The sequence below is a fragment of the Lutibacter sp. genome (assembly GCF_041555395.1).
In the GTDB taxonomy this organism is placed as follows: domain Bacteria; phylum Bacteroidota; class Bacteroidia; order Flavobacteriales; family Flavobacteriaceae; genus Lutibacter.
The window spans coordinates 57260-77324 of the sequence record NZ_JBFFKM010000006.1 but is presented as its reverse complement, the minus strand read 5'-3'; the positions used below and the strand labels follow the sequence as shown (position 1 = coordinate 77324).

At 35.0% G+C, this 20065-nt stretch carries 19 protein-coding genes and 1 tRNA gene; 15 read left to right on the top strand and 5 right to left on the bottom strand.

What is annotated here, in order from left to right; all coding sequences use genetic code 11:
- Positions 1-13: 13 nt before the first annotated feature.
- The 3 genes from ABY285_RS02965 to ABY285_RS02955 are packed head-to-tail and all read right to left on the bottom strand — an operon-like array spanning position 14 to position 2082.
- Entirely contained in the window at positions 14-700 is a 687-nt protein-coding gene (locus ABY285_RS02965) for an RluA family pseudouridine synthase (protein WP_372766850.1), read from the bottom strand.
- Positions 701-702: 2 nt separating this feature from the next.
- Positions 703-1314: a ribosome biogenesis GTP-binding protein YihA/YsxC gene (yihA, locus tag ABY285_RS02960; protein ID WP_372766848.1), complete on the bottom strand. Its 612-nt coding sequence runs from the start codon at positions 1312-1314 to the stop codon at positions 703-705.
- Between the two features lie 3 nt (positions 1315-1317).
- The gene (locus ABY285_RS02955) at positions 1318-2082 is read right to left on the bottom strand and encodes an alpha/beta fold hydrolase (RefSeq protein ID WP_372766846.1); all 765 of its coding nucleotides are present in this window, start codon (positions 2080-2082) and stop codon (positions 1318-1320) included.
- Between the two features lie 210 nt (positions 2083-2292).
- On the opposite strand from ABY285_RS02955, the gene ABY285_RS02950 reads away from it, so the two are divergent.
- The 15 genes from ABY285_RS02950 (at position 2293) to ABY285_RS02880 (ending at position 18272) form a co-directional block, all read left to right on the top strand.
- Positions 2293-2766, top strand: coding sequence for a division/cell wall cluster transcriptional repressor MraZ (locus ABY285_RS02950; protein WP_372766871.1), 474 nt, complete (start codon positions 2293-2295; stop codon positions 2764-2766).
- Positions 2753-3649 carry a 16S rRNA (cytosine(1402)-N(4))-methyltransferase RsmH gene (gene rsmH / locus ABY285_RS02945; protein ID WP_372766844.1) on the top strand — a complete coding sequence of 299 codons (897 nt, stop codon included), beginning with the start codon at positions 2753-2755 and terminating at the stop codon, positions 3647-3649. Before ABY285_RS02950 ends, rsmH begins: the two co-directional genes overlap by 14 nt.
- The gene (locus ABY285_RS02940; protein WP_372766842.1) at positions 3650-3976 is read left to right on the top strand and encodes an FtsL-like putative cell division protein; all 327 of its coding nucleotides are present in this window, start codon (positions 3650-3652) and stop codon (positions 3974-3976) included. It begins immediately after the preceding gene.
- An 8-nt stretch (positions 3977-3984) separates the two neighbouring features.
- Entirely contained in the window at positions 3985-5967 is a 1983-nt protein-coding gene (locus ABY285_RS02935) for a penicillin-binding protein (RefSeq protein ID WP_372766840.1), read from the top strand.
- Positions 5968-5972: 5 nt separating this feature from the next.
- Positions 5973-7436: a UDP-N-acetylmuramoyl-L-alanyl-D-glutamate--2,6-diaminopimelate ligase gene (locus ABY285_RS02930; protein ID WP_372766838.1), complete on the top strand. Its 1464-nt coding sequence runs from the start codon at positions 5973-5975 to the stop codon at positions 7434-7436.
- A 4-nt stretch (positions 7437-7440) separates the two neighbouring features.
- On the top strand, positions 7441-8667 hold the full coding sequence (gene mraY, locus ABY285_RS02925) for a phospho-N-acetylmuramoyl-pentapeptide-transferase (protein WP_372766836.1): 1227 nt from the start codon (positions 7441-7443) through the stop codon (positions 8665-8667).
- Positions 8668-9999 (top strand): UDP-N-acetylmuramoyl-L-alanine--D-glutamate ligase, encoded by a 1332-nt coding sequence (murD, locus tag ABY285_RS02920; RefSeq protein ID WP_372766834.1) that lies wholly within the window; start codon positions 8668-8670, stop codon positions 9997-9999. It begins immediately after the preceding gene.
- Positions 10000-11190: an FtsW/RodA/SpoVE family cell cycle protein gene (locus ABY285_RS02915; protein ID WP_372766832.1), complete on the top strand. Its 1191-nt coding sequence runs from the start codon at positions 10000-10002 to the stop codon at positions 11188-11190.
- Positions 11174-12268 carry an undecaprenyldiphospho-muramoylpentapeptide beta-N-acetylglucosaminyltransferase gene (murG, locus tag ABY285_RS02910; protein WP_372766830.1) on the top strand — a complete coding sequence of 365 codons (1095 nt, stop codon included), beginning with the start codon at positions 11174-11176 and terminating at the stop codon, positions 12266-12268. Before ABY285_RS02915 ends, murG begins: the two co-directional genes overlap by 17 nt.
- A gap of 5 nt (positions 12269-12273) precedes the next feature.
- On the top strand, positions 12274-13620 hold the full coding sequence (murC, locus tag ABY285_RS02905; RefSeq protein WP_372766828.1) for a UDP-N-acetylmuramate--L-alanine ligase: 1347 nt from the start codon (positions 12274-12276) through the stop codon (positions 13618-13620).
- Positions 13610-14347 (top strand): cell division protein FtsQ/DivIB, encoded by a 738-nt coding sequence (locus ABY285_RS02900; RefSeq protein WP_372766826.1) that lies wholly within the window; start codon positions 13610-13612, stop codon positions 14345-14347. Before murC ends, ABY285_RS02900 begins: the two co-directional genes overlap by 11 nt.
- Complete coding sequence (gene ftsA / locus ABY285_RS02895; protein ID WP_372766824.1) at positions 14337-15665, top strand: cell division protein FtsA; 1329 nt, start codon at positions 14337-14339, stop codon at positions 15663-15665. Before ABY285_RS02900 ends, ftsA begins: the two co-directional genes overlap by 11 nt.
- A 43-nt stretch (positions 15666-15708) precedes the next feature.
- Positions 15709-17619 carry a cell division protein FtsZ gene (gene ftsZ / locus ABY285_RS02890; RefSeq protein ID WP_372766822.1) on the top strand — a complete coding sequence of 637 codons (1911 nt, stop codon included), beginning with the start codon at positions 15709-15711 and terminating at the stop codon, positions 17617-17619.
- A gap of 123 nt (positions 17620-17742) precedes the next feature.
- On the top strand, positions 17743-18192 hold the full coding sequence (locus ABY285_RS02885; RefSeq protein WP_372766820.1) for a GatB/YqeY domain-containing protein: 450 nt from the start codon (positions 17743-17745) through the stop codon (positions 18190-18192).
- A gap of 6 nt (positions 18193-18198) precedes the next feature.
- Positions 18199-18272: transfer RNA gene (locus ABY285_RS02880), tRNA-Arg, on the top strand.
- A 151-nt stretch (positions 18273-18423) separates the two neighbouring features.
- Here the strand turns inward: ABY285_RS02880 and rpe are convergent.
- Together rpe and ABY285_RS02870 are read right to left on the bottom strand one after the other, a co-directional pair.
- Positions 18424-19083 carry a ribulose-phosphate 3-epimerase gene (gene rpe, locus ABY285_RS02875; RefSeq protein WP_372766818.1) on the bottom strand — a complete coding sequence of 220 codons (660 nt, stop codon included), beginning with the start codon at positions 19081-19083 and terminating at the stop codon, positions 18424-18426.
- A gap of 116 nt (positions 19084-19199) precedes the next feature.
- A complete protein-coding gene (locus ABY285_RS02870; RefSeq protein WP_372766816.1) occupies positions 19200-20063 on the bottom strand; it encodes an RNA polymerase sigma factor RpoD/SigA in 864 nt (287 codons plus the stop codon).
- Positions 20064-20065 lie beyond the last annotated feature (2 nt).

The following is a 20065-nucleotide window of genomic DNA, read 5'->3' as shown; positions in this document are numbered from 1 at the left end:
CATTAATTATTAATTAATTGCAGGCATCCCAAATCGGATCTTTTGGAGCAGGTGCTATAATTGATATATTTTCATTGGAAACCGGGTGAAAAAACGCAATTTTGCGCGCATGTAAATGAATGCTTGCATCTTTATTGCTTCGGTCAAAACCATATTTTAAATCACCTTTTATAGGAGAACCAATCGAGGATAATTGACATCTGATTTGGTGATGACGGCCCGTTTCCAAATCTACTTCCAATAAGTGATAATTGTCCAATGATTTCAGTACTTTATAATGAAGAACAGCTTTTTTACTTCCTTCAATTTCAGTGTTGTAGGGAGTTGACTTGTTGTTTTTCGGGTTTTTTATTAAGTAACTTGTAATCGTATCCGCTTCTTTTTCAGGTTTGTTTTTAACCACCGCCCAATAAGTTTTATTTACTTTTTTATCGCGCAGCATTTTATTGAAACGCTCCAGCGCTTTTGAAGTCTTGGCAAAAACAACGATGCCTGTGGTTGGCCGGTCTAGCCGATGCACCGTACCCAAAAAAACAGCACCCGGTTTGTTGTATTTTTCCTTGATAAACGATTTTACAACATCACTTAAAGGTTCATCTCCGGTTTTATCTCCCTGAACAATGTCGCCTGATCTTTTATTGACAATCATAAAGTGGTTGTCTTCAAATAGAATTTGCAGATTATTTTTGGTTGAAGCCATTTTTAGGATTGCGCTGCCACTTTCTGATTTAAATCGTCGATAAAATTCAGCAATGCTTCTTTTCCGGTCGTGTCTACTGCAGAAGTTATAAAATGGGGAGGCATGCTTTCCCAACTGGATTTGGTCATCACTTTGTCGTAAACCTTAATATTTTTGTTTAATTCAGAAAGTTTCAGCTTGTCTGCTTTGGTGAAAACAATATAGAAAGGAATGCTGTTTTCGCCTAAGAACTCCATAAATTCCAAATCAATTTTTTGAGGCTCCAATCTCGAATCAATCAATACAAAAGTGCAAATCAATTGTTGGCGAAGCAATAAATAATCTTTTATAAACTCCTGAAAAGTTTGTCTTTTAGATTTTGAAACCTGTGCATAACCATAGCCGGGCAAATCGACCAAAAACCAATTTTCGTTAATTTTAAAGTGATTGATAAGTTGGGTTTTACCAGGTTTTCCAGATGTTTTTGCCAATTTGCTTTTGCCGGTAATCATGTTTATCAGCGAAGATTTCCCCACATTTGAGCGCCCGATAAAAGCATACTCAGGAAGCTGCTCTTTTGGGCATTTTGAAACGTCGGTATTGCTGGTTACAAAATCAGCAGTTTTAATTTTCATGGATTATAGGTTCCTTTCTTTTAGCCAGTTTTCAAGAATTTTATTAAACTCGTCTGGGTGTTCCATCATCGGTGCATGACCACATTTATCGATCCAATACAAATCTGCATCAGGCAATAATTTTTGAAAATCAACAGCGACTTCTGGAGGTGTTACGGAATCGTTTTTTCCCCAAATAATACAGGCGGGAGTGTGCATTGATGGCAAGTCTTTTGCCATATTGTGCCTTATGGCGCTTTTTGCAATTGTCAATGTTTTAATAACTCGAACCCTATCATTTACTGAAGCGAAAATTTCATCAACAACTTCTTTTGTTGCAATTTCCGGGTCGTAAAATACTTCCTGAACTTTGGACTTTATGTACTCATAATTTCCTCTTTTTGGGTAGGTATCTCCCAATGATTTTTCGTACAAACCTGAACTTCCTGCTAAAACAATTCCGGCAACGCTATTAGGATTTAACTTTGTGAAATACAATGCTATATGTCCGCCTAAAGAATTTCCAAGCAAAACAGCCTTGTCAATTTTTTTATACGCCATGAAATCTTTTAAAAATTTCGACAAGTTTTTAACATTTGTTTTTAACAACGGTAATTTATAAATGGGCAATTCGGGTATAATTACTTTATAGCCGTTTTCTGAAAAATAGTTCAAAACGCCGTTAAAATTACTCAACGCTCCCATAAGTCCGTGAAGCACAATTATAGGTTGTCCTTCGCCAGCTTCAACATAGCTGTACTTGCCATCTTCGATAAGTTTACTACCCATTTAAATATTCGTTTTTATACCTTATTGCAAAGGTAAGTTTTTTTTCCAAAATACAGTTTATTTTAAAGCCCCGCATTTAAAAAAACAAGTAGCTGAATTTCATAAAAGTAACCTGTAAATATGTTAAAGTGGTGAAAGTTATCAACAAAGTGGATAATTGTGGTAAATTGTGGGAAAAAATTTATATTTTTGAATACACTCAAATACATGATGATAAATTTAATTGGAACATACGAAGGTAAGGCTGATGCTAAAGGGAGGTTGCTGCTTTCCAATGCATTAAAGAAACAGCTGATGCCAGTGTTGCAGGAAGGTTTTGTAATAAAACGTTCCGTGTTTCAACCATGTTTGGAGTTATATCCGATGCCTGAATGGAATGCAATGATGTCAAAGGTGAATACCTTGAACAGATTTGTGAAAAAGAATAATGATTTCATCAGACGTTTTACTGCAGGTGTAAAAATTGTGGAATTAGACAGTTTAGGGCGATTATTGATTCCTAAAGATTTACAGGTGTTTGCTGACATCAACAAAAACGTGGTGCTTTCATCTGCATTGAACATTATTGAGATTTGGGATAAAGACAAGTACGAAAAAGCGATTGATGACGCTACGGTTGATTTTGCTGATTTGGCAGAGAATGTAATGGGTAACGTAAATGAAAACGAAGATGGAATATCATAACCCGGTATTGTTAAAAGAAAGCATTGATGGTTTGAATATCAAACCAGACGGTGTATATGTTGATGTTACTTTTGGTGGTGGAGGACATTCAAGGGAAATATTGGATAGGTTAAATGAAAATGGAAAACTTTTCGCTTTTGACCAGGATGAGGATGCAAAACGCAATGTTATTGATGATCCGAGATTTACGCTAATACCGCAAAATTTCAGATTTATTAAAAGGTATTTGCGTTTTTACAGCATCAAAAAAGTGGATGGTATTTTGGCTGATTTAGGCGTGTCTTCTCATCAATTTGATGAAGCTGAACGCGGATTTTCTACACGATTTGATGCCGATTTAGATATGAGAATGAACCAGTCGGGCGAATTGTCGGCTTTTGAGGTTATCAATAAATACGATGAGGAAAGGTTAGCCAACGTTCTTTTTAATTATAGCGAATTGCGCAATGCAAAAGATATCGCGAGAAGAATCGTGGAAAAACGTTCCGAAGAAAAAATTAAAACAAGCTTTCAATTAAAAGAAGTCTTGGCTGCATTTGTGCCAAAATCACAAGAGCATAAAGTATTGGCCCAAATTTTTCAGGGAATTAGAATCGAGGTAAATCAGGAAATAGAAGCTTTAAAAGAATTTTTATTGCAAGTTCCTGAATTGCTTAATGAAGGTGGAAGATTGAGCGTACTGTCTTATCATTCTTTGGAAGACAGATTGGTTAAAAGATTTATCAGAAGCGGACTTTTTGAAGGTGAACCTGTAAAAGATTTTTATGGAAATGTAACGGTTCCTTTAAAGAAAGTTGGACAAATGGTGGTTCCGTCATTTCAGGAAATTAAGAAAAACAGCAGGGCAAGAAGCGCAAAACTAAGAATCGCAACTTTAGCATAAATGGCAAAAATTTCAAATAGCATTTATGATTTGTTAAAAGGGAAATTTTTAATTCAAGAAGATTCTTTTAAAAACTGGAGGTTCATTTTTTTTATTGTGGGTTTGGTCATGTTGATGATTGCAAGCGGACACAATTCGGATAAAAAAGTAATGGAAATTGCAAAGCTAAATAAAGAAATTAAAGAATTAAGGGCTGAATTTGTTGATATACGCTCAATTTCAATGAAAATGAAGTTAGAATCAACCATAAAAAAGAGGGTAGAGGCATTTGGATTAAAACCAAGTGAAAATCCGCCACAAGTAATTAGTGTAACCTCAAAAAAATAAAATTAACATTGGCTGCAACAAAAAAAGGCATATTAAACAAACTGTATTTTGTGTTTGTATTTATTACACTTTTTTTGGTGGCTATTATATTTAAGCTAACCGATATTCAATTTGACGAAGGAGAAAGATATAGAGAAATGTCGGAGCATCTCACTTTAAAGAATGATACCATTTTTGCAAATCGCGGAAATGTTTTTTCTGCAGATGGCAGTTTGCTCGCTACCTCTATGTCGCAGTTTGAAATTAGAATGGATGCCTTTACTGTTGATGGTGAAGAGTTTGAAAAAAACATCAGAAGTCTTTCTGTTGAATTGTCAAAAATGTTGGGAACTTCAGCTTCGCAATGGGAAAATAAAATTAGAAAAGCGCGAACCAACAAAAACAGGTACTTGTTGATTGCAAGAAAACTTGGGTATACTGATTACATGAAAATTAAAAGTTTTCCAATTTTTAATTTGGGAATGTATAAAGGCGGTTTCATTGCAGAACAATCTACCGTTCGGGCGCATCCGCTCGGAAAAGTTGCAGCACGAACCATTGGCTATGATGATTATAGAGGCGCACCAGGAATTGAAGGCGCTTATAGGGATTATTTAAATGGAAAATTTGGATGGCGTTTGAAGCAGAAAATAGCCAAAGGTCAATGGAAACCAATTAATGACACCAACGAAAAGGAGCCAATTGACGGAAAAGATATTGTAACCACTATTGATATTAACATACAGGATATTGCCCACCATTCTTTATTGAGACAGCTGGAAATTTATGAAGCAGACCATGGCTGTGTGGTGGTTATGGAAACCAAAACAGGCGAAATTAAAGCGATTTCCAACTTGGGTAAAAATACAAACGGAAACTATTATGAAAGGTTGAATTATGCTGTTGGGGAATCTAATGAACCAGGATCTGCTTTTAAAGTGATGTCGATGGTTGTCGCGTTGGAGTCGAAAGTGATAGACACCAGCACCATGGTTGATACCGGAACAGGAAAGTATATAATTCATGGAAGATCTATAAGTGATTCGCATAGAGGTGGTTTTGGTAATATATCTGCAGCTAGAGCCCTTGAAGTTTCTTCAAATATTGGGTTTGCAAGATTGATTGAAGAAAATTTCGCACAAAACCCCGAGAAATTTATAAATTCTTTAAGGGGAATGCATTTAAATGAAAAGTTAGGGTTGCCTATAAAAGGGGAAGGCAAACCTGAAATTCCTGGCCCCGGTGATAAAAAATGGAGTAAAAATGCGTTGCCGTCAATTGCTTATGGTTACAATCTTAGCTTAACACCATTACAAATATTGACGTTTTACAATGCCATCGCAAATAATGGCGAAATGGTAAAACCAAGATTCGTAAAAGAAATTCGATCTCATGCCAAAAACATAGAATCTTTTGGTAAAGAGGTGATCGACCCAGCCATTTGTTCAAAAGAAACCATTGATAAAATTCATGAAATGCTTAAAAATGTGGTCGTACGCGGAACCGGTAAAAAATTATATGCCGAAAATTTTTCTATGGCCGGTAAAACAGGAACTGCACGAACTGAATATTGGAAAGAAGACTGGGACACAAACAGATTTTATATATCGTCATTTACAGGATATTTTCCTGCCGAGAATCCGAAATATTCCTGCATTGTGGTGATTCATAAACCAAAAGCGCAAACTGGATATTATGGAGCAGATGTTTCCGGACCCGTTTTTAAAGACATCGCCCAAAAAATTTACGCATCAAAATCCGAAATTGATAAAATTGACAATGCATCGCCACATTTCAAAAGCATTGAAAATGACTATAATACTTATTTTACAATTTCCAATAGAGAAATTGATTCTATGCCAAATGTAAAAGGAATGCCAGGGATGGACGCTATTTCTTTACTTGAAAATTTAGGATTAAAAGTAAGTTATACCGGAAATGGAAAAGTGGCCGGGCAATCCCTTAATGCAGGAGCAAAAATAATAAAAGGATCAACTATAATTCTAAATTAAAATCGTTGAAAGCAGTCAAAGACATATTAGATAAGGTTATAGTAAATAGCATACATGGCAGTACCAATAATAAGGTAAACACCATTGTATTCGATTCTAGAAATGCACAAAAAAATTGTCTGTTCGCTGCTCAAAAAGGATTGCTGTTCGATGGACATCAATTTATTGATAAAGCCATAGAATTAGGAGCAAATGCAATACTTTGTGAAAAATTGCCCGAGAATTTGGTTGAAAACATAACGTATATCCAGGTTGAAAATTCAAACAGTGCTTTGGCATTGATTGCTTCAAATTTTTATAACCATCCCTCTTCAAAATTAAAATTGATAGGAATTACTGGAACAAACGGAAAAACTACCGTTGCTACGTTGTTGTATGAATTATTTCAAAATGCCGGTTATAAAACAGGATTGTTATCTACCGTAAAAATTTTAGTGGATACCAAACAATATGCAGCAACCCATACCACACCAAATTCAGTGGCCATAAATTTTTATTTGAATGAAATGGTGGAGTTGGGCGTCGATTATTGTTTTATGGAAGTGAGTTCTCATGGAATTCATCAAAAAAGAACAGAAGGATTACAATTTGCGGGCGGTGTATTTACCAATTTAACTCATGACCATTTAGATTATCATAAAACATTCAACGAATACAGAGATGTAAAAAAATCATTTTTTGATGGGTTGCCAAAATCGGCATTTGCATTGGTTAATATCGATGATAAAAATGGGCCGGTAATGCTTCAAAACACAAAGGCGAAAAAACAATCGTACGCATTAAAAACGATGGCCGACTTTAAGGCTAAAATAATTGAAAACCAGTTTTCTGGCTTGGTGCTGAATATCAACAACAATGAAGTCTATACCAAATTAATCGGGAGATTTAATGCCTATAATTTATTGGCTGTTTACGGTGTTTCAATGCTTTTGGGGTTAGATTCAACGGAAGCTTTGCAATATTTAAGCAAGCTGGAAAATGTAAGAGGAAGGTTTCAATATTTTATTTCGAGAGGCGGTGTAACAGCTATTGTGGATTATGCGCATACGCCAGATGCTTTAAAAAACGTTTTGGAAACCATCAATGAAATCAGAACAGGAAACGAACAAGTAATTACCGTTGTGGGATGCGGTGGCAATCGAGATAAAGCGAAACGTCCTGTTATGGGACGAATCGCCTCTCAATTAAGCACTCAGGTATTAGTGACTTCCGACAATCCAAGAAATGAAGATCCGCAAACGATCATAGAAGAAATTGAAGCAGGTATCGAAGCTCAAAATCTAAAAAAAGCCATATCGATTTTAGATAGGGAACAAGCGATAAAAACAGCTTCTAAACTGGCTAAAAAGGGTGATATTATTTTAATTGCCGGAAAGGGCCATGAAACCTATCAGGAAATACAAGGAAAAAGATCTCATTTTGATGATTATGAGCAGATTACAAATCAATTGAACCTCATAGAAAGCTAAGATTATGTTATATTATTTATTCGAATACTTTGACAAACATTATGATCTGGCAGGTGCAGGGTTGTTTCAGTATATCTCATTTCGTTCAGCATTGGCATTTATTATTTCATTGCTGTTTTCTATGATTTACGGAAAGAAAATTATCAATTTCCTGCAATTAAAACAAGTTGGTGAATCTGTGAGAGATTTAGGTTTGGAAGGTCAAGTTGAAAAAGCGGGAACTCCAACAATGGGAGGTATCATTATTATTTTAGCGACACTTATTCCTGTTTTGTTATTTGCGCAAATAGACAATGTGTACATCGTATTGTTAGTGGTCACTACTTTATGGATGGGGATTATCGGTTTTTTAGATGATTATATTAAAATCTTTAAACAGGATAAAGCCGGTTTAAAAGGAAGATTTAAAATTTTAGGACAAATTACCCTGGGGATTTTTGTAGGCTCAATGCTTTATTTCCACCCAAGTGTAACGATGAAAGAAAAATTGCCGGTAAAGTATCAATATACTACAGAACAAGGAGTTCAAATATTGTTTGCCGATGCCAAAAAATCTATAAAAACAACGATTCCTTTTGTAAAAAATAATCAGTTAGACTATGCATCAGCAGTTGCTTTTTTAGGAAATGACTATAAAAAATATGCTTGGCTCATTTTTATAGCAATAGTAATATTTATTATCACTGCGGTATCAAACGGAGCCAATTTAACTGACGGCATTGATGGATTGGCAGCAGGCTCATCTGCTATAATTGTCGCAACACTGGGGATTTTCGCATGGGTATCAGGGAATATCATTTTTGCCAATTATTTGGACGTGATGTACATTCCAAATTCGGGTGAAATGACCATATTTATTGCTGCATTTGTAGGTGCTTTAGTCGGATTTTTATGGTACAATACTTATCCGGCTCAGGTTTTTATGGGAGATACAGGAAGTTTAACTATAGGAGCCGTTATTGCTGTTTTGGCAATTGCCGTTAGAAAGGAATTGCTCATTCCTATTTTGGCAGGTGTCTTTTTAGTGGAAAATTTATCTGTAATTCTTCAGGTAGGGTTTTTTAAATATACCAAAAAGAGACATGGAGAAGGAAGGCGAATATTTAAAATGGCGCCTTTGCATCATCATTATCAAAAATCAGGATATCACGAAAGTAAGATTGTGACAAGATTCTGGATTATTGGAATCATGTTGGCGGTATTGGCCATTGTAACCCTTAAGCTGAGATAAATGAAATTAGCAATACTTGGCGCAGGAGAAAGCGGTGTTGGAACCGCTATTTTGGGAAAACAAAAGGGATATGATGTTTTTGTCTCTGACCAAGGAATAATTGCTTTAAAATATAAAGAAGTTCTTTTAAATAATGACATTTTATTTGAAGAGGGGGAACATACTGAATCTATAATATTGGAGGCAGATATTGTAATGAAAAGCCCTGGAATTCCTGATAAAGTTCCATTAGTAAAACAATTGAATAGCAAAGGCATTCCTGTAATTTCTGAAATTGAGTTTGCTTCAAAATATACCAATGGACTAATTGTAGGAATCACCGGCTCAAACGGAAAAACCACCACAACAATGTTGGTTAATCATATTTTGAAAAGGGCAAACCTAAATGTAGGAATGGGTGGAAATATAGGCGATAGTTTTGCACAACAAGTGGCCGAAAACAAGTACGATATCCATGTATTGGAGCTAAGCAGTTTTCAGTTGGATGGCATTGTGAATTTTGCGCCTCACATAGCTATTATCACAAATATTACACCTGATCATTTGGATAGGTACGACTATAAATTTGAAAACTATATCGACTCAAAATTCAGAATCACCGAAAATCAAACCGAAAATGATTTTTTGATTTATGATTATGACGATAACGTAATTTCAACGTGGTTAAAAAAAAATAAAACAAAAGCCACTTTACTCCCTTTTTCAATTGAAAAAGAATTAGAACAAGGCGTTTATTTAAAAAATGACAACATAATAATTAAATATAAAAAGCAAGAAACACTAATGAATATAGCAACTATAGCTTTAAAAGGAAAACACAATACGAAAAATGCAATGGCCGCATCTTTGGCTACATCGTTGTTAAAAGTCAGAAAGGAAACGATTCGTGAGAGTCTGGAGGATTTTGAAGGGGCTGAACACCGATTGGAAATGGTGTTAAAAATTAATGGTGTGCAATATATCAACGATTCTAAAGCAACAAATGTTAATGCAACATTTTATGCATTGGACAGTGTAAAGACGCCAATTGTATGGATTGTTGGAGGTGTAGATAAAGGAAACGATTATTTAGATTTAATGCCGATGGTTAGGGAAAAAGTGAAGGCAATTATCTGCTTGGGAATGGACAATCAAAAAATAACACAAACTTTTGGCAATGTGATTGATTTAATCGTTGAAACTGCAGGAGCTGAAGAAGCTGTAAAAGTGGCCTACAAAATTGCAGAAAAGGGGGATACGGTATTGTTGTCTCCAGCTTGTGCAAGTTTTGATTTATTTGAAAATTACGAAGACCGGGGAAATAAATTTAAAGAAGCTGTTAGGGGATTGTAAATGAAAAACATTCTTAAAAATATAGAAGGAGATCGAGCGATGTGGGCAATTGTTACCATCATGGCAATTTTGTCGTTTATGCCTGTTTACAGTGCAAGTACCAATTTGGTCTATGGCACAAATGTAGGTACGCCTTTCTATTATTTGTTTAAGCATGTTGTTTTATTGTTTCTTGGATTTTTAATTATTTATGGCGTTCATAAAATTCCGTTTAGATATTTTAGCGGCGGCTCTGTAATCATGTTGCCTTTGGTAATTGTGTTACTTATTTATACGTTAGCCCAAGGAACCACCATAGGAGGTTCAAATGCCTCAAGGTGGATTCAAATTCCGTTTATAGGTGTTGGTTTTCAAACATCCACTTTGGCTATCTTGGTTTTAATGGTTTATGTTTCCCGTTATTTAGCGCGAAAAAAGGAAAGTGTAATTACTTTTAAGAAAAGTATATGGCAGTTGTGGCTGCCTATAGCTATTACGTTGGCATTAATTTTACCGGCAAATTTTTCAACAACAGCCATCGCTTTTCTAATGATATTGATGTTGGCTTTTATTGGAGGATATCCCATAAAATATTTATTGGCCATTGTTGGATTGGGTGTGGCGTTTTTAGCCATTTTTGTGATTACTGCAAAAGCATTTCCGGGTTTTTTGCCTAACAGGGTGGATACATGGATTAGCAGGGTAGAAAATTTTTCAAATCCAAGTGCTGAAGAAGGTTATCAGGTTGAAAAAGCTAAAATTGCAATTGCAACTGGCGGATTGCAAGGAAGAGGTCCTGGAAAAAGTATCCAAAAAAACTTTTTGCCTCAATCATCCTCCGATTTTATTTTTGCCATAATTGTTGAAGAATATGGATTGTTGGGCGCATTATTAGTGATGCTCATGTATTTTATGTTGTTGTTTCGCATTGTGATTGCCGCAAAAAAGGCAAGAAGTATTTTTGCCACGCTCATCATTATTGGCGTTGGCTTGCCCATCATTTTTCAGGCTATGATAAATATGGCAGTAGCTGTTAATTTATTTCCGGTGACCGGACAAACATTGCCGTTGATCAGTAGTGGAGGAACCTCTATTTGGATGACTTGCTTTGCGATAGGAATTATTTTAAGTGTTACTGCTGAAAAAGAAATTGACCCGGATTTAGAAAATGAAGATAACCCATTAAATGTATTACATGAAGCAATCGGTTAACATCATATTAAGCGGAGGAGGAACAGGCGGGCATATATATCCGGCAATTGCCATTGCCAATGAATTAAAGGCGAAATATCCTGAAGCCAATTTTTTGTTTGTGGGTGCAAAGGATAAAATGGAGATGGAGAAAATTCCTGAAGCGGGATTTGCTATAAAAGGATTATGGATTTCAGGAATTCAGCGAAAATATATTTTAAAAAATTTATCATTTCCGTTCAAATTGGTCAGCAGCTTATCGAAAGCTTATAAAATTATTAAGGAATTTAAACCGGACATTGTAATTGGTACCGGTGGTTTTGCCAGCGGACCAACATTATATGTGGCAAGTACACGCAGCATAAAAACACTCATTCAGGAACAAAATTCTTATCCTGGAATTACCAATAAATTGTTGGCAAAAAGAGTTGATAAAATTTGTGTGGCTTATGATGGATTAAAACGTTTTTTCCCTTCTAACAAAATTGTTAAAACTGGAAATCCGGTAAGACAGGATTTACTTGAAATTACGGGAAAAGGTGAAGAAGCCAAAAAGTATTTCAATTTAAAAAACGATAAAAAAACATTGGTAATTATTGGAGGAAGTTTGGGCGCCAGAGCATTGAATAATTTAATCGAAAAGCATATTGATTGGCTAATCTCGAAAAATGTGCAGGTCATTTGGCAAACAGGAAAATTGTATTATGAAGAATTTAAAAAATACGACAATTTAGAAGGTGTTCAAACGCACGCTTTTTTGAATAGAATGGACTTAACATATGCGGCCGCCGATTTTATCATTAGCCGTGCAGGTGCAGGTTCAATTTCAGAATTGTGTATTGTGGGGAAACCTGTCATTTTTATTCCTTCGCCAAATGTTGCTGAAGACCATCAAACTAAAAATGCGTTGGCAGTTGTGAATCATAATGCGGCTTTGTTGTTAAAAGAATCTGAATTGGACATGTTTCAATCCAATATAGAAGAACTGTTGGAGAATGAAAAATTACGACAAACTTTAGGTAAAAACATAAAAAAATTGGCATTGCCAAATGCCACAAAAGATATTGTTGAAGAAATTGTAAAATTAATAAACAGGTAATTGAGTTGAATTTAGAACGTATACATAATATTTATTTTGTTGGTATCGGTGGTATCGGTATGAGCGCTATTGCAAATTATTTTAAAAGCAATGGCAAAAATGTTGCTGGATACGATAAGGTTTCAACAAAAATTACCAAGTCACTTCAGCAAATGGGAATTGAGGTTCATTTTGAAGATTCCGTAAATTTAATTCCATCAGAATTTAAAGATAATGAGCATACTTTGGTGGTTTATACACCTGCAATTCCAAAGAATAATGCAGAATTTAATTATTTTTTAGAAAATAAATTTGTCGTTTTAAAGCGATCGGAAATATTGGGGGAAATTACTGAAAATACTTTTTGTTTGGCAGTTGCCGGAACTCATGGCAAAACCACCACATCTACAATTTTAGGGCATATTTTAAAGGAATCCGGAATAAACGCAACCTCATTTTTAGGTGGAATTTCAGAAAATTACAAGTCTAATTTAATTTTGGGAGGTAGTGAAATAGCTGTAGTGGAAGCTGATGAATTTGATCGCTCCTTTTTAAAACTGTCTCCAAATATCGCTTGCATCACTTCTATGGATGCCGATCATTTAGATATTTATGGAGAAAAGACTGAGTTAGAGAAATCGTTCAAGGATTTTGCCGATAAAGTTTCAGATACACTCATCATTAGAAAAGGTTTGCCGCTTAAAGGCATAACATATGGTATTAACGAAGATGCCGATTATGATGCAAAAAATTTAAGAATTGAAGAAGGAGCTTACATTTTTGATGTTCAGACACCTTCAGAAACTATAGAAAACATAAAAATTAACCTACCGGGGAAACATAATGTGCTAAATGCGGTGGCGGCTTTGGCAATGGCAAATATTTTCGGGGTTTCACTCCAGGTCATTGCTAAAGCTTTACTAACTTTTAAAGGAATTGAAAGACGTTTTTCCTATAAAATTAAAAGAGAAAATTTGGTGTTAATTGATGATTATGCACACCATCCAACAGAAATTAACGCGGTAGTTGATTCCGTTAGAGAAATGTATCCCACAAAAAAAATAGTGGGGATTTTTCAACCACATTTATATAGCAGAACTAGGGATTTTATTGATGATTTTGCGACAAGTTTGTCTCGGTTTGACACGTTGATTTTATTGGACATCTATCCGGCAAGGGAATTGCCTATTGATGGAGTGACTTCAGCCTGGCTGTTGGATAAAATAACGATAGAAGATAAACAAATTTCTTCAAAAGAGAATTTGGTTGAAAATATATTAAAAATTGATTCAGAGGTAATTGTGGTGATTGGAGCCGGTGATATTGGCGAATTAGTAGAGGTAATTAAAAATGCGTTGAGCCATGAAAATTAATTGGAATTACATCATAGGAACTCTATTAGTGTTGTTAGTTGTGTTTTTATATGGTTTTTCAAATCTAAAAAACAGCACTCAAAAAGTATCGGATATTTCCATTGAATTTGAGCAGGGAGACAACCTTTTTATGGATTACCAAATGGTTAATAAATTGTTAATACAAAATGGCGGAACAGTTAAAAATCAAGCAAAATCTGTTATAAATTTACATAATTTGGAAGCAAATATTCGATCACACCCCATGGTGGAAAGTGCTTCTGTTTTTTTAACAGTTGATGGTTTTCTTAAAGCTGAAATTAAGCAGCGAACCCCTATTGCCAGAGTGGTTATGAATAATGAAAGTTATTACATTGATAGACAGGCAAAATCAATGCCTTTGTCTGAGAATTTTTCAGCAAGAGTATTGCTGATTTCAGGGGCTGTTAAAGAAGGGAATAATGCAGAAATTCATCAATTGGTGACCGCAATTTTGAATGATGAATTTTTAAAAGAACAAATTATTGGGGTAGAAATAAAGCCGAAAAATGAATATGTTTTGGACACAAGAGTTGGTGATCAGAAAATAATTTTAGGGAAAGTTGAAAATTTGGATCATAAATTTAAAAATTTAGGATTATTTTATATTAAATCAATGGCTGATAGTACAATTTATAAGTACGATTCAATTAATTTAAAATACAACAAGCAAGTTGTGTGCACAAATAAAGTAGATTATGGAAAATGATGATATTTCAGTAGGATTGGATATAGGGACAACAAAAATTGTCGCTATGATTGGCCGCAGAAATGAGTATGGGAAAATTGAGCTGTTAGGTATTGGAAAAGCCAAAAGTTTGGGTGTGCACCGTGGCGTGGTAAATAATATTACGCAAACAATACAATCTATACAAAGGGCTGTTGATGAAGCAATTGCCGTTTCTGGAATTAAAATTTCAGATGCTGTTGTTGGCATCGCCGGACAACATATAAGAAGTTTACAACATAGCGACTATATAACACGACCGAATGCTGAAGAAGTTATAAGCGAGGAAGACTTGGAAAAATTGGAGAAACAAGTGTATAAATTGGTGATGCTTCCCGGTGAAGAAATTATTCACGTGCTTCCTCAGGAATTTAAAGTGGATGGTCAGGCTGAAATTACACAACCGGTTGGGATGTATGGCGGCAGGTTAGAAGCTAATTTTCATGTAGTTGTGGGTCAGATTTCTTCTATTAGAAATGTTGGAAGATGCATTAAAAGTGCCGGATTGAATTTGGCAGGCATAACCTTAGAGCCTTTGGCATCTGCAGAAGCTGTTTTAAGTGCAGAAGAAAAAGAAGCGGGTGTGGCATTAATTGACATAGGTGGAGGAACAACGGACTTGGCGATTTTTAAAAATGGAATTATACGCCATACCGCAGTTATCCCTTTTGGTGGAAATGTGATTACAGAAGATATAAAAGAAGGCTGTTCCATTATTGAAAAGCAGGCTGAATTGTTGAAAACAAAATTTGGGTCGGCGTGGCCAGGTGAAAATAAAGACAATGAAATCGTTTCAATTCCAGGTTTACGTGGTAGGGATCCAAAAGAAATTACCCTTAAAAATCTGTCTAAAATTATTCATGCAAGGGTCGTGGAAATTATTGAACAGGTTTACCTTGAAATTAAAAATTACGGCCATGAAGAACCTAAGAAAAAATTAATAGCCGGAATCGTTTTAACAGGAGGAGGAGCTGAATTAAAACATATCAAACAACTGGTTGAATACATAACCGGAATGGATACCAGAATTGGGTATCCGAATGAAAATTTGGCTGGGGATTCAGACGAAAGTTTATCAAGTCCACAATATGCAACAGCGGTCGGACTTTTAATGAACGGATTGAATAAAATTGATAAAGCTAAAAAAGCCAAAATAGCTCAGCAGCAAATTCTCGAAAAACCTAAAACGGAGGATGCTAAAAAAGAGTCAACAATTATTGAAGAACCGAAAGAACCTAAAAAGTCCATTTTTGAAAAATGGGGCGATAAATTCAGGGACTTTTTAGACAATGCCGAGTAATAAAGAAAAAATTAATTATAGAATAATCCAATAAATATATATTATGAGCAGTTCAGATTTTAGCAACATTTCATTCGATTTACCAAAAAATCAGTCCAACGTTATAAAAGTTATTGGAGTTGGCGGAGGAGGCAGCAATGCCGTAAACCATATGTATTTGCAAGGAATTGATGGCGTTGATTTCGTAATTTGCAATACCGATGCGCAGGCATTGCAAAACAGTCCAATTCCAACAAAAATTCAACTGGGTGTTTCATTAACAGAAGGATTGGGTGCAGGAGCAAACCCGGAAGTTGGTGAGCAAGCCGCCATGGAGAGTATTCAGGAAATTAAACAAATGTTGTCTTCCAATTCAAAAATGGTGTTTATCACCGTGGGAATGGGTGGAGGAACAGGAACTGGTGCTGCACCTGTAATAGCAAGAGTGGCCAGAGAGTTGGATTTATTAACAATTGGCATTGTGACTATTCCGTTTAATTTTGAAGGAAAAATGCGTAATGACCAAGCTTATAAAGGGATTGATAAATTGCGTGAATATGTGGATTCCTTAGTTGTAATTAACAATAACAAACTTAGGGAAGTATATGGAAATCTTGGTTTTAAAGCCGGATTTTCTAAAGCTGATGAAGTGCTGTCGACCGCTGCTCGGGGAATAGCGGAAGTAATTACACACCACTATACGCAGAATATAGACTTAAAAGACGCTAAAACCGTCCTTTCAAATAGCGGAACTGCTATTATGGGTTCTGCAATTGCATCTGGTGAAAATAGATCTGAAATTGCAATTTCTAAAGCACTGGATTCACCTTTGTTAAATGACAATAAAATTACTGGTGCCAAAAATGTATTGCTTTTAATTGTTTCGGGATCGGAAGAAATTACGATTGATGAAATAGGAGAAATAAACGATTATATTCAGGCAGAAGCCAAATCTAATGTTAATATTATCATGGGCGTTGGGGAAGATGAATCTTTGGGTAATGCCATTTCAGTAACTATTGTAGCCACAGGTTTTAACAAAGACCAACAACATGAAATTTCAAATACCGAAGCAAAAAAAATAATTCACACACTTAATGATGATCAGGAGGCGACTTTCGATTTTACTGAAAAAAGAATCATAAAGGAATCTTCAATGATCCAAAACAATAAGCCAGATTTCAACATGCCTGCGCCAATGCCAACTATTGAAGATAAAATAATATTTGATTTGGGTGATGAAATTGAAGATGACTTTGAGATTATTTCAACCACTGAATTTATTAAAAATATTGAGGTGGTTCATGAAGAAATTGCTTTTCAAACAGAGAATGATTTTATAATTACTTCATTTATTCCTGAAAAAGAAGAAGATGTCCTTATGGTTGAAGAGGAAAAACAAACATCATTTACGTTCGATTTGCCAATTTCGGAATTTAAAAATAAAACCCAGGTTGAAGAACCTAAAATGAATATTGATAACATTGATGTTCATGACCATCAACAGGTAAATTCTATAAAAAAGGTAGATGAGGACATTTATTTTACTTTGGAAGACTATACAGAATTGGAGGAGAGTTTAACAAAGGCTTCTAAACCTATGGTTATTGAAGAAAAATCAAATGATGAGATGAATTTCACGCTTCGCTCAAAAGCCGAAATTGATGTAAAGGAATATGAAGTAATTGATCATAAAGAAGTTTCTCCGTTGGATTTAACGATTGCTGAATTGCAACAAAGAGCCGCTGACAGAAGAGAGAAAATGAAAAATTTTAATTATAAGTTCATCAACAAACTAAATAAAAATATTGAAGAAATAGAAAAGGAGCCAGCTTATAAAAGAATGGGCGTTGAATTGGATCAAACCTCGCATTCATCAGAATTTTATCAATCCAGAACGACATTGGAAATTGATGATACGGACACAATTCAATTTCGCTCAAACAATTCCTTTTTACATGACAATGTAGATTAAAAAGTAGCCCAAAGACAAAAAACTTAGATTAAGTTTCTAAGTTTTTAGCTCGAAAATCTTCTTGAAATAATGAAGATTTTCGAGTTCTTTTTTTTTATCTTCGCAGAATAAAATTTTAGGATTATGAGTTTACAGAAAAAGATAATGGATCAGATGAAAGAGGCGATGAAAACTAAAGATAAAGTTGCTTTAGAATCGTTAAGAGCCATTAAATCCGAATTGTTACTGATACAAACAAAAAGTGCAGCTACAGAGGAATTGACAAAAGATGACGAGATAAAATTGCTCCAAAAATTGGTAAAACAACGAAAAGATAGCGCAGCCATATATAAAGAACAAGGTAGAGATGATTTGGCAGAACCTGAATTGGCACAAGTAGCAATAATTTCCCAATTTTTACCTGTTCAAATGAGTAATGATGATGTGAAAAGGACCGTAGCTGAAATTATTAAAGCAGTTGGCGCCACTTCAATGAAAGATATGGGAAATGTGATGACGCTTGCTTCAAAAAAATTGGCTGGAAAAGCTGACGGAAAATCAATTTCAACTGCAGTAAAACAATTGTTAGAATAAAATAAAGGCCTCGTGGCGCAACTGAATAGCGCACTGGATTTCGGCTCCAGCGGTTGTAGGTTTGAATCCTACCGGGGTCACGAATAAATCAACAAAAAGTTGAAAACAAAGCAAGCTAAAAAATAAAGCTTGCTTTTGTTTTTTAGTATGCGACGTTTTCTTTTGTTGATTTTCAAAGCGGAGCTTTGTTAGGATCATCATAAATAATCCTACGAGAAAACAATTCTTAAATTATTTTGACGCTAATTTTTTAAGATTGCTGATTGTTTCTGAGGGGTTTTTACTTTTAAAAACAAAACTTCCGGCCACAAAAGCATCAACGCCAACATTTGAAAGTTTTTCTATATTTTCATCCGTTACACCACCATCAACTTCAATGAGCGCGTTTGAACTGGAAAACTCAATCAATGATTTTAGCTGCTCCACTTTTTTATAGGTGTTTTCAATAAAACTTTGCCCTCCAAAACCTGGATTTACGCTCATAATCAACACCAAATCCAAATCGGCAATAATATCTTCCAATACAGCAATTGGCGTGTGAGGATTTAAAGAAACGCCGGCTTTCATTCCTTGCGCTTTTATGGCTTGTATGGTGCGATGTAAATGAGGGCAGGCTTCATAATGCACCGTTAAAATATCGGCGCCAACATTTTTAAAATCTTCAATAAAACGATCCGGGTCAACAATCATTAAATGCACGTCCATGGTTTTTTTGGCGTGTTTTTTAATTGCTTTTATTACAGGCATTCCAAATGAAATGTTAGGAACAAAAACGCCATCCATCACATCAATATGAAACCAGTCTGCTTCACTTTTGTTAATCATTTCAATATCACGTTGTAAATTGCCAAAATCTGCGGCCAATAGGGAAGGAGCAATAAATTTGTTCATTTTTTTGAATGTTGTTTGTACAAAAGTATCATTTATTAAATAAAAAAAGAAAAACGCTTCAAATATTTAAAGCGTTTTTCTTTTTAATGCAATCAATAAGTTTAAAATATTTGGTTTTATCCTAAATAAGTTTTTAAAATTTTACTTCTTGAAGTATGTTTTAGCCTTCTGATGGCTTTTTCTTTAATTTGACGAACACGTTCGCGCGTTAAATCAAAAGTTTCACCAATTTCTTCAAGAGTCATTGGATGTGTGTCTCCTAAACCAAAGTACAATTGAACAACATCAGCTTCTCTGGGCGTTAAAGTTTCCAATGCGCGTTCAATTTCTACTTTTAACGATTCATGAAGCAATGCTTTATCCGGATTTGGAGATTCACCTGTATTTAAAACGTCATATAGATTTGAATCTTCACCTTCAATTAAAGGAGCATCCATTGATACGTGACGGCCAGAATTTTTCATGGATTCTTTTACGTCATTAACGGTCATGTCTAATTTTTTTGCAATTTCTTCGGCAGAGGGAGGTCTTTCATTTTCCTGCTCTAAAAATGCATACATTTTATTAATCTTATTGATTGAGCCAATTTTATTCAACGGCAAACGAACAATACGAGATTGTTCAGCCAACGCCTGTAAAATGGATTGACGAATCCACCAAACAGCATAAGATATAAATTTAAATCCACGAGTTTCATCAAAACGTTTCGCTGCTTTTATCAATCCTAAATTGCCTTCATTAATTAAATCTGGCAATGTAAGTCCTTGATTTTGATATTGTTTAGCAACAGATACCACAAAACGCAAGTTTGCTTTTGTTAATTTCTCTAAAGCCAATTGGTCTCCGGCTCTAATTTTCTGCGCCAATTCCACCTCCATCTCAGCAGTAATTAAATCTACTTTTCCAATTTCCTGTAAGTATTTGTCTAATGATGCGGTTTCCCTGTTGGTAACTTGTTTCGTTATTTTAAGTTGTCTCATGA

Excerpts from the sequence above, each read along its gene's own strand:
- ABY285_RS02965 (WP_372766850.1), bottom strand. The coding sequence starts at position 700 with ATGGCTTCAACCAAAAATAATCTGCAAATTCTATTTGAAGACAACCAC.
- yihA (WP_372766848.1), bottom strand. The coding sequence starts at position 1,314 with ATGAAAATTAAAACTGCTGATTTTGTAACCAGCAATACCGACGTTTCA.
- ABY285_RS02955 (WP_372766846.1), bottom strand. The coding sequence starts at position 2,082 with ATGGGTAGTAAACTTATCGAAGATGGCAAGTACAGCTATGTTGAAGCT.
- ABY285_RS02950 (WP_372766871.1), top strand. The coding sequence starts at position 2,293 with ATGATAAATTTAATTGGAACATACGAAGGTAAGGCTGATGCTAAAGGG.
- rsmH (WP_372766844.1), top strand. The coding sequence starts at position 2,753 with ATGGAATATCATAACCCGGTATTGTTAAAAGAAAGCATTGATGGTTTG.
- ABY285_RS02940 (WP_372766842.1), top strand. The coding sequence starts at position 3,650 with ATGGCAAAAATTTCAAATAGCATTTATGATTTGTTAAAAGGGAAATTT.
- mraY (WP_372766836.1), top strand. The coding sequence starts at position 7,441 with ATGTTATATTATTTATTCGAATACTTTGACAAACATTATGATCTGGCA.
- murD (WP_372766834.1), top strand. The coding sequence starts at position 8,668 with ATGAAATTAGCAATACTTGGCGCAGGAGAAAGCGGTGTTGGAACCGCT.
- ABY285_RS02915 (WP_372766832.1), top strand. The coding sequence starts at position 10,000 with ATGAAAAACATTCTTAAAAATATAGAAGGAGATCGAGCGATGTGGGCA.
- murG (WP_372766830.1), top strand. The coding sequence starts at position 11,174 with ATGAAGCAATCGGTTAACATCATATTAAGCGGAGGAGGAACAGGCGGG.
- ABY285_RS02900 (WP_372766826.1), top strand. The coding sequence starts at position 13,610 with ATGAAAATTAATTGGAATTACATCATAGGAACTCTATTAGTGTTGTTA.
- ftsA (WP_372766824.1), top strand. The coding sequence starts at position 14,337 with ATGGAAAATGATGATATTTCAGTAGGATTGGATATAGGGACAACAAAA.
- ftsZ (WP_372766822.1), top strand. The coding sequence starts at position 15,709 with ATGAGCAGTTCAGATTTTAGCAACATTTCATTCGATTTACCAAAAAAT.
- ABY285_RS02885 (WP_372766820.1), top strand. The coding sequence starts at position 17,743 with ATGAGTTTACAGAAAAAGATAATGGATCAGATGAAAGAGGCGATGAAA.
- rpe (WP_372766818.1), bottom strand. The coding sequence starts at position 19,083 with ATGAACAAATTTATTGCTCCTTCCCTATTGGCCGCAGATTTTGGCAAT.
- ABY285_RS02870 (WP_372766816.1), bottom strand. The coding sequence starts at position 20,063 with ATGAGACAACTTAAAATAACGAAACAAGTTACCAACAGGGAAACCGCA.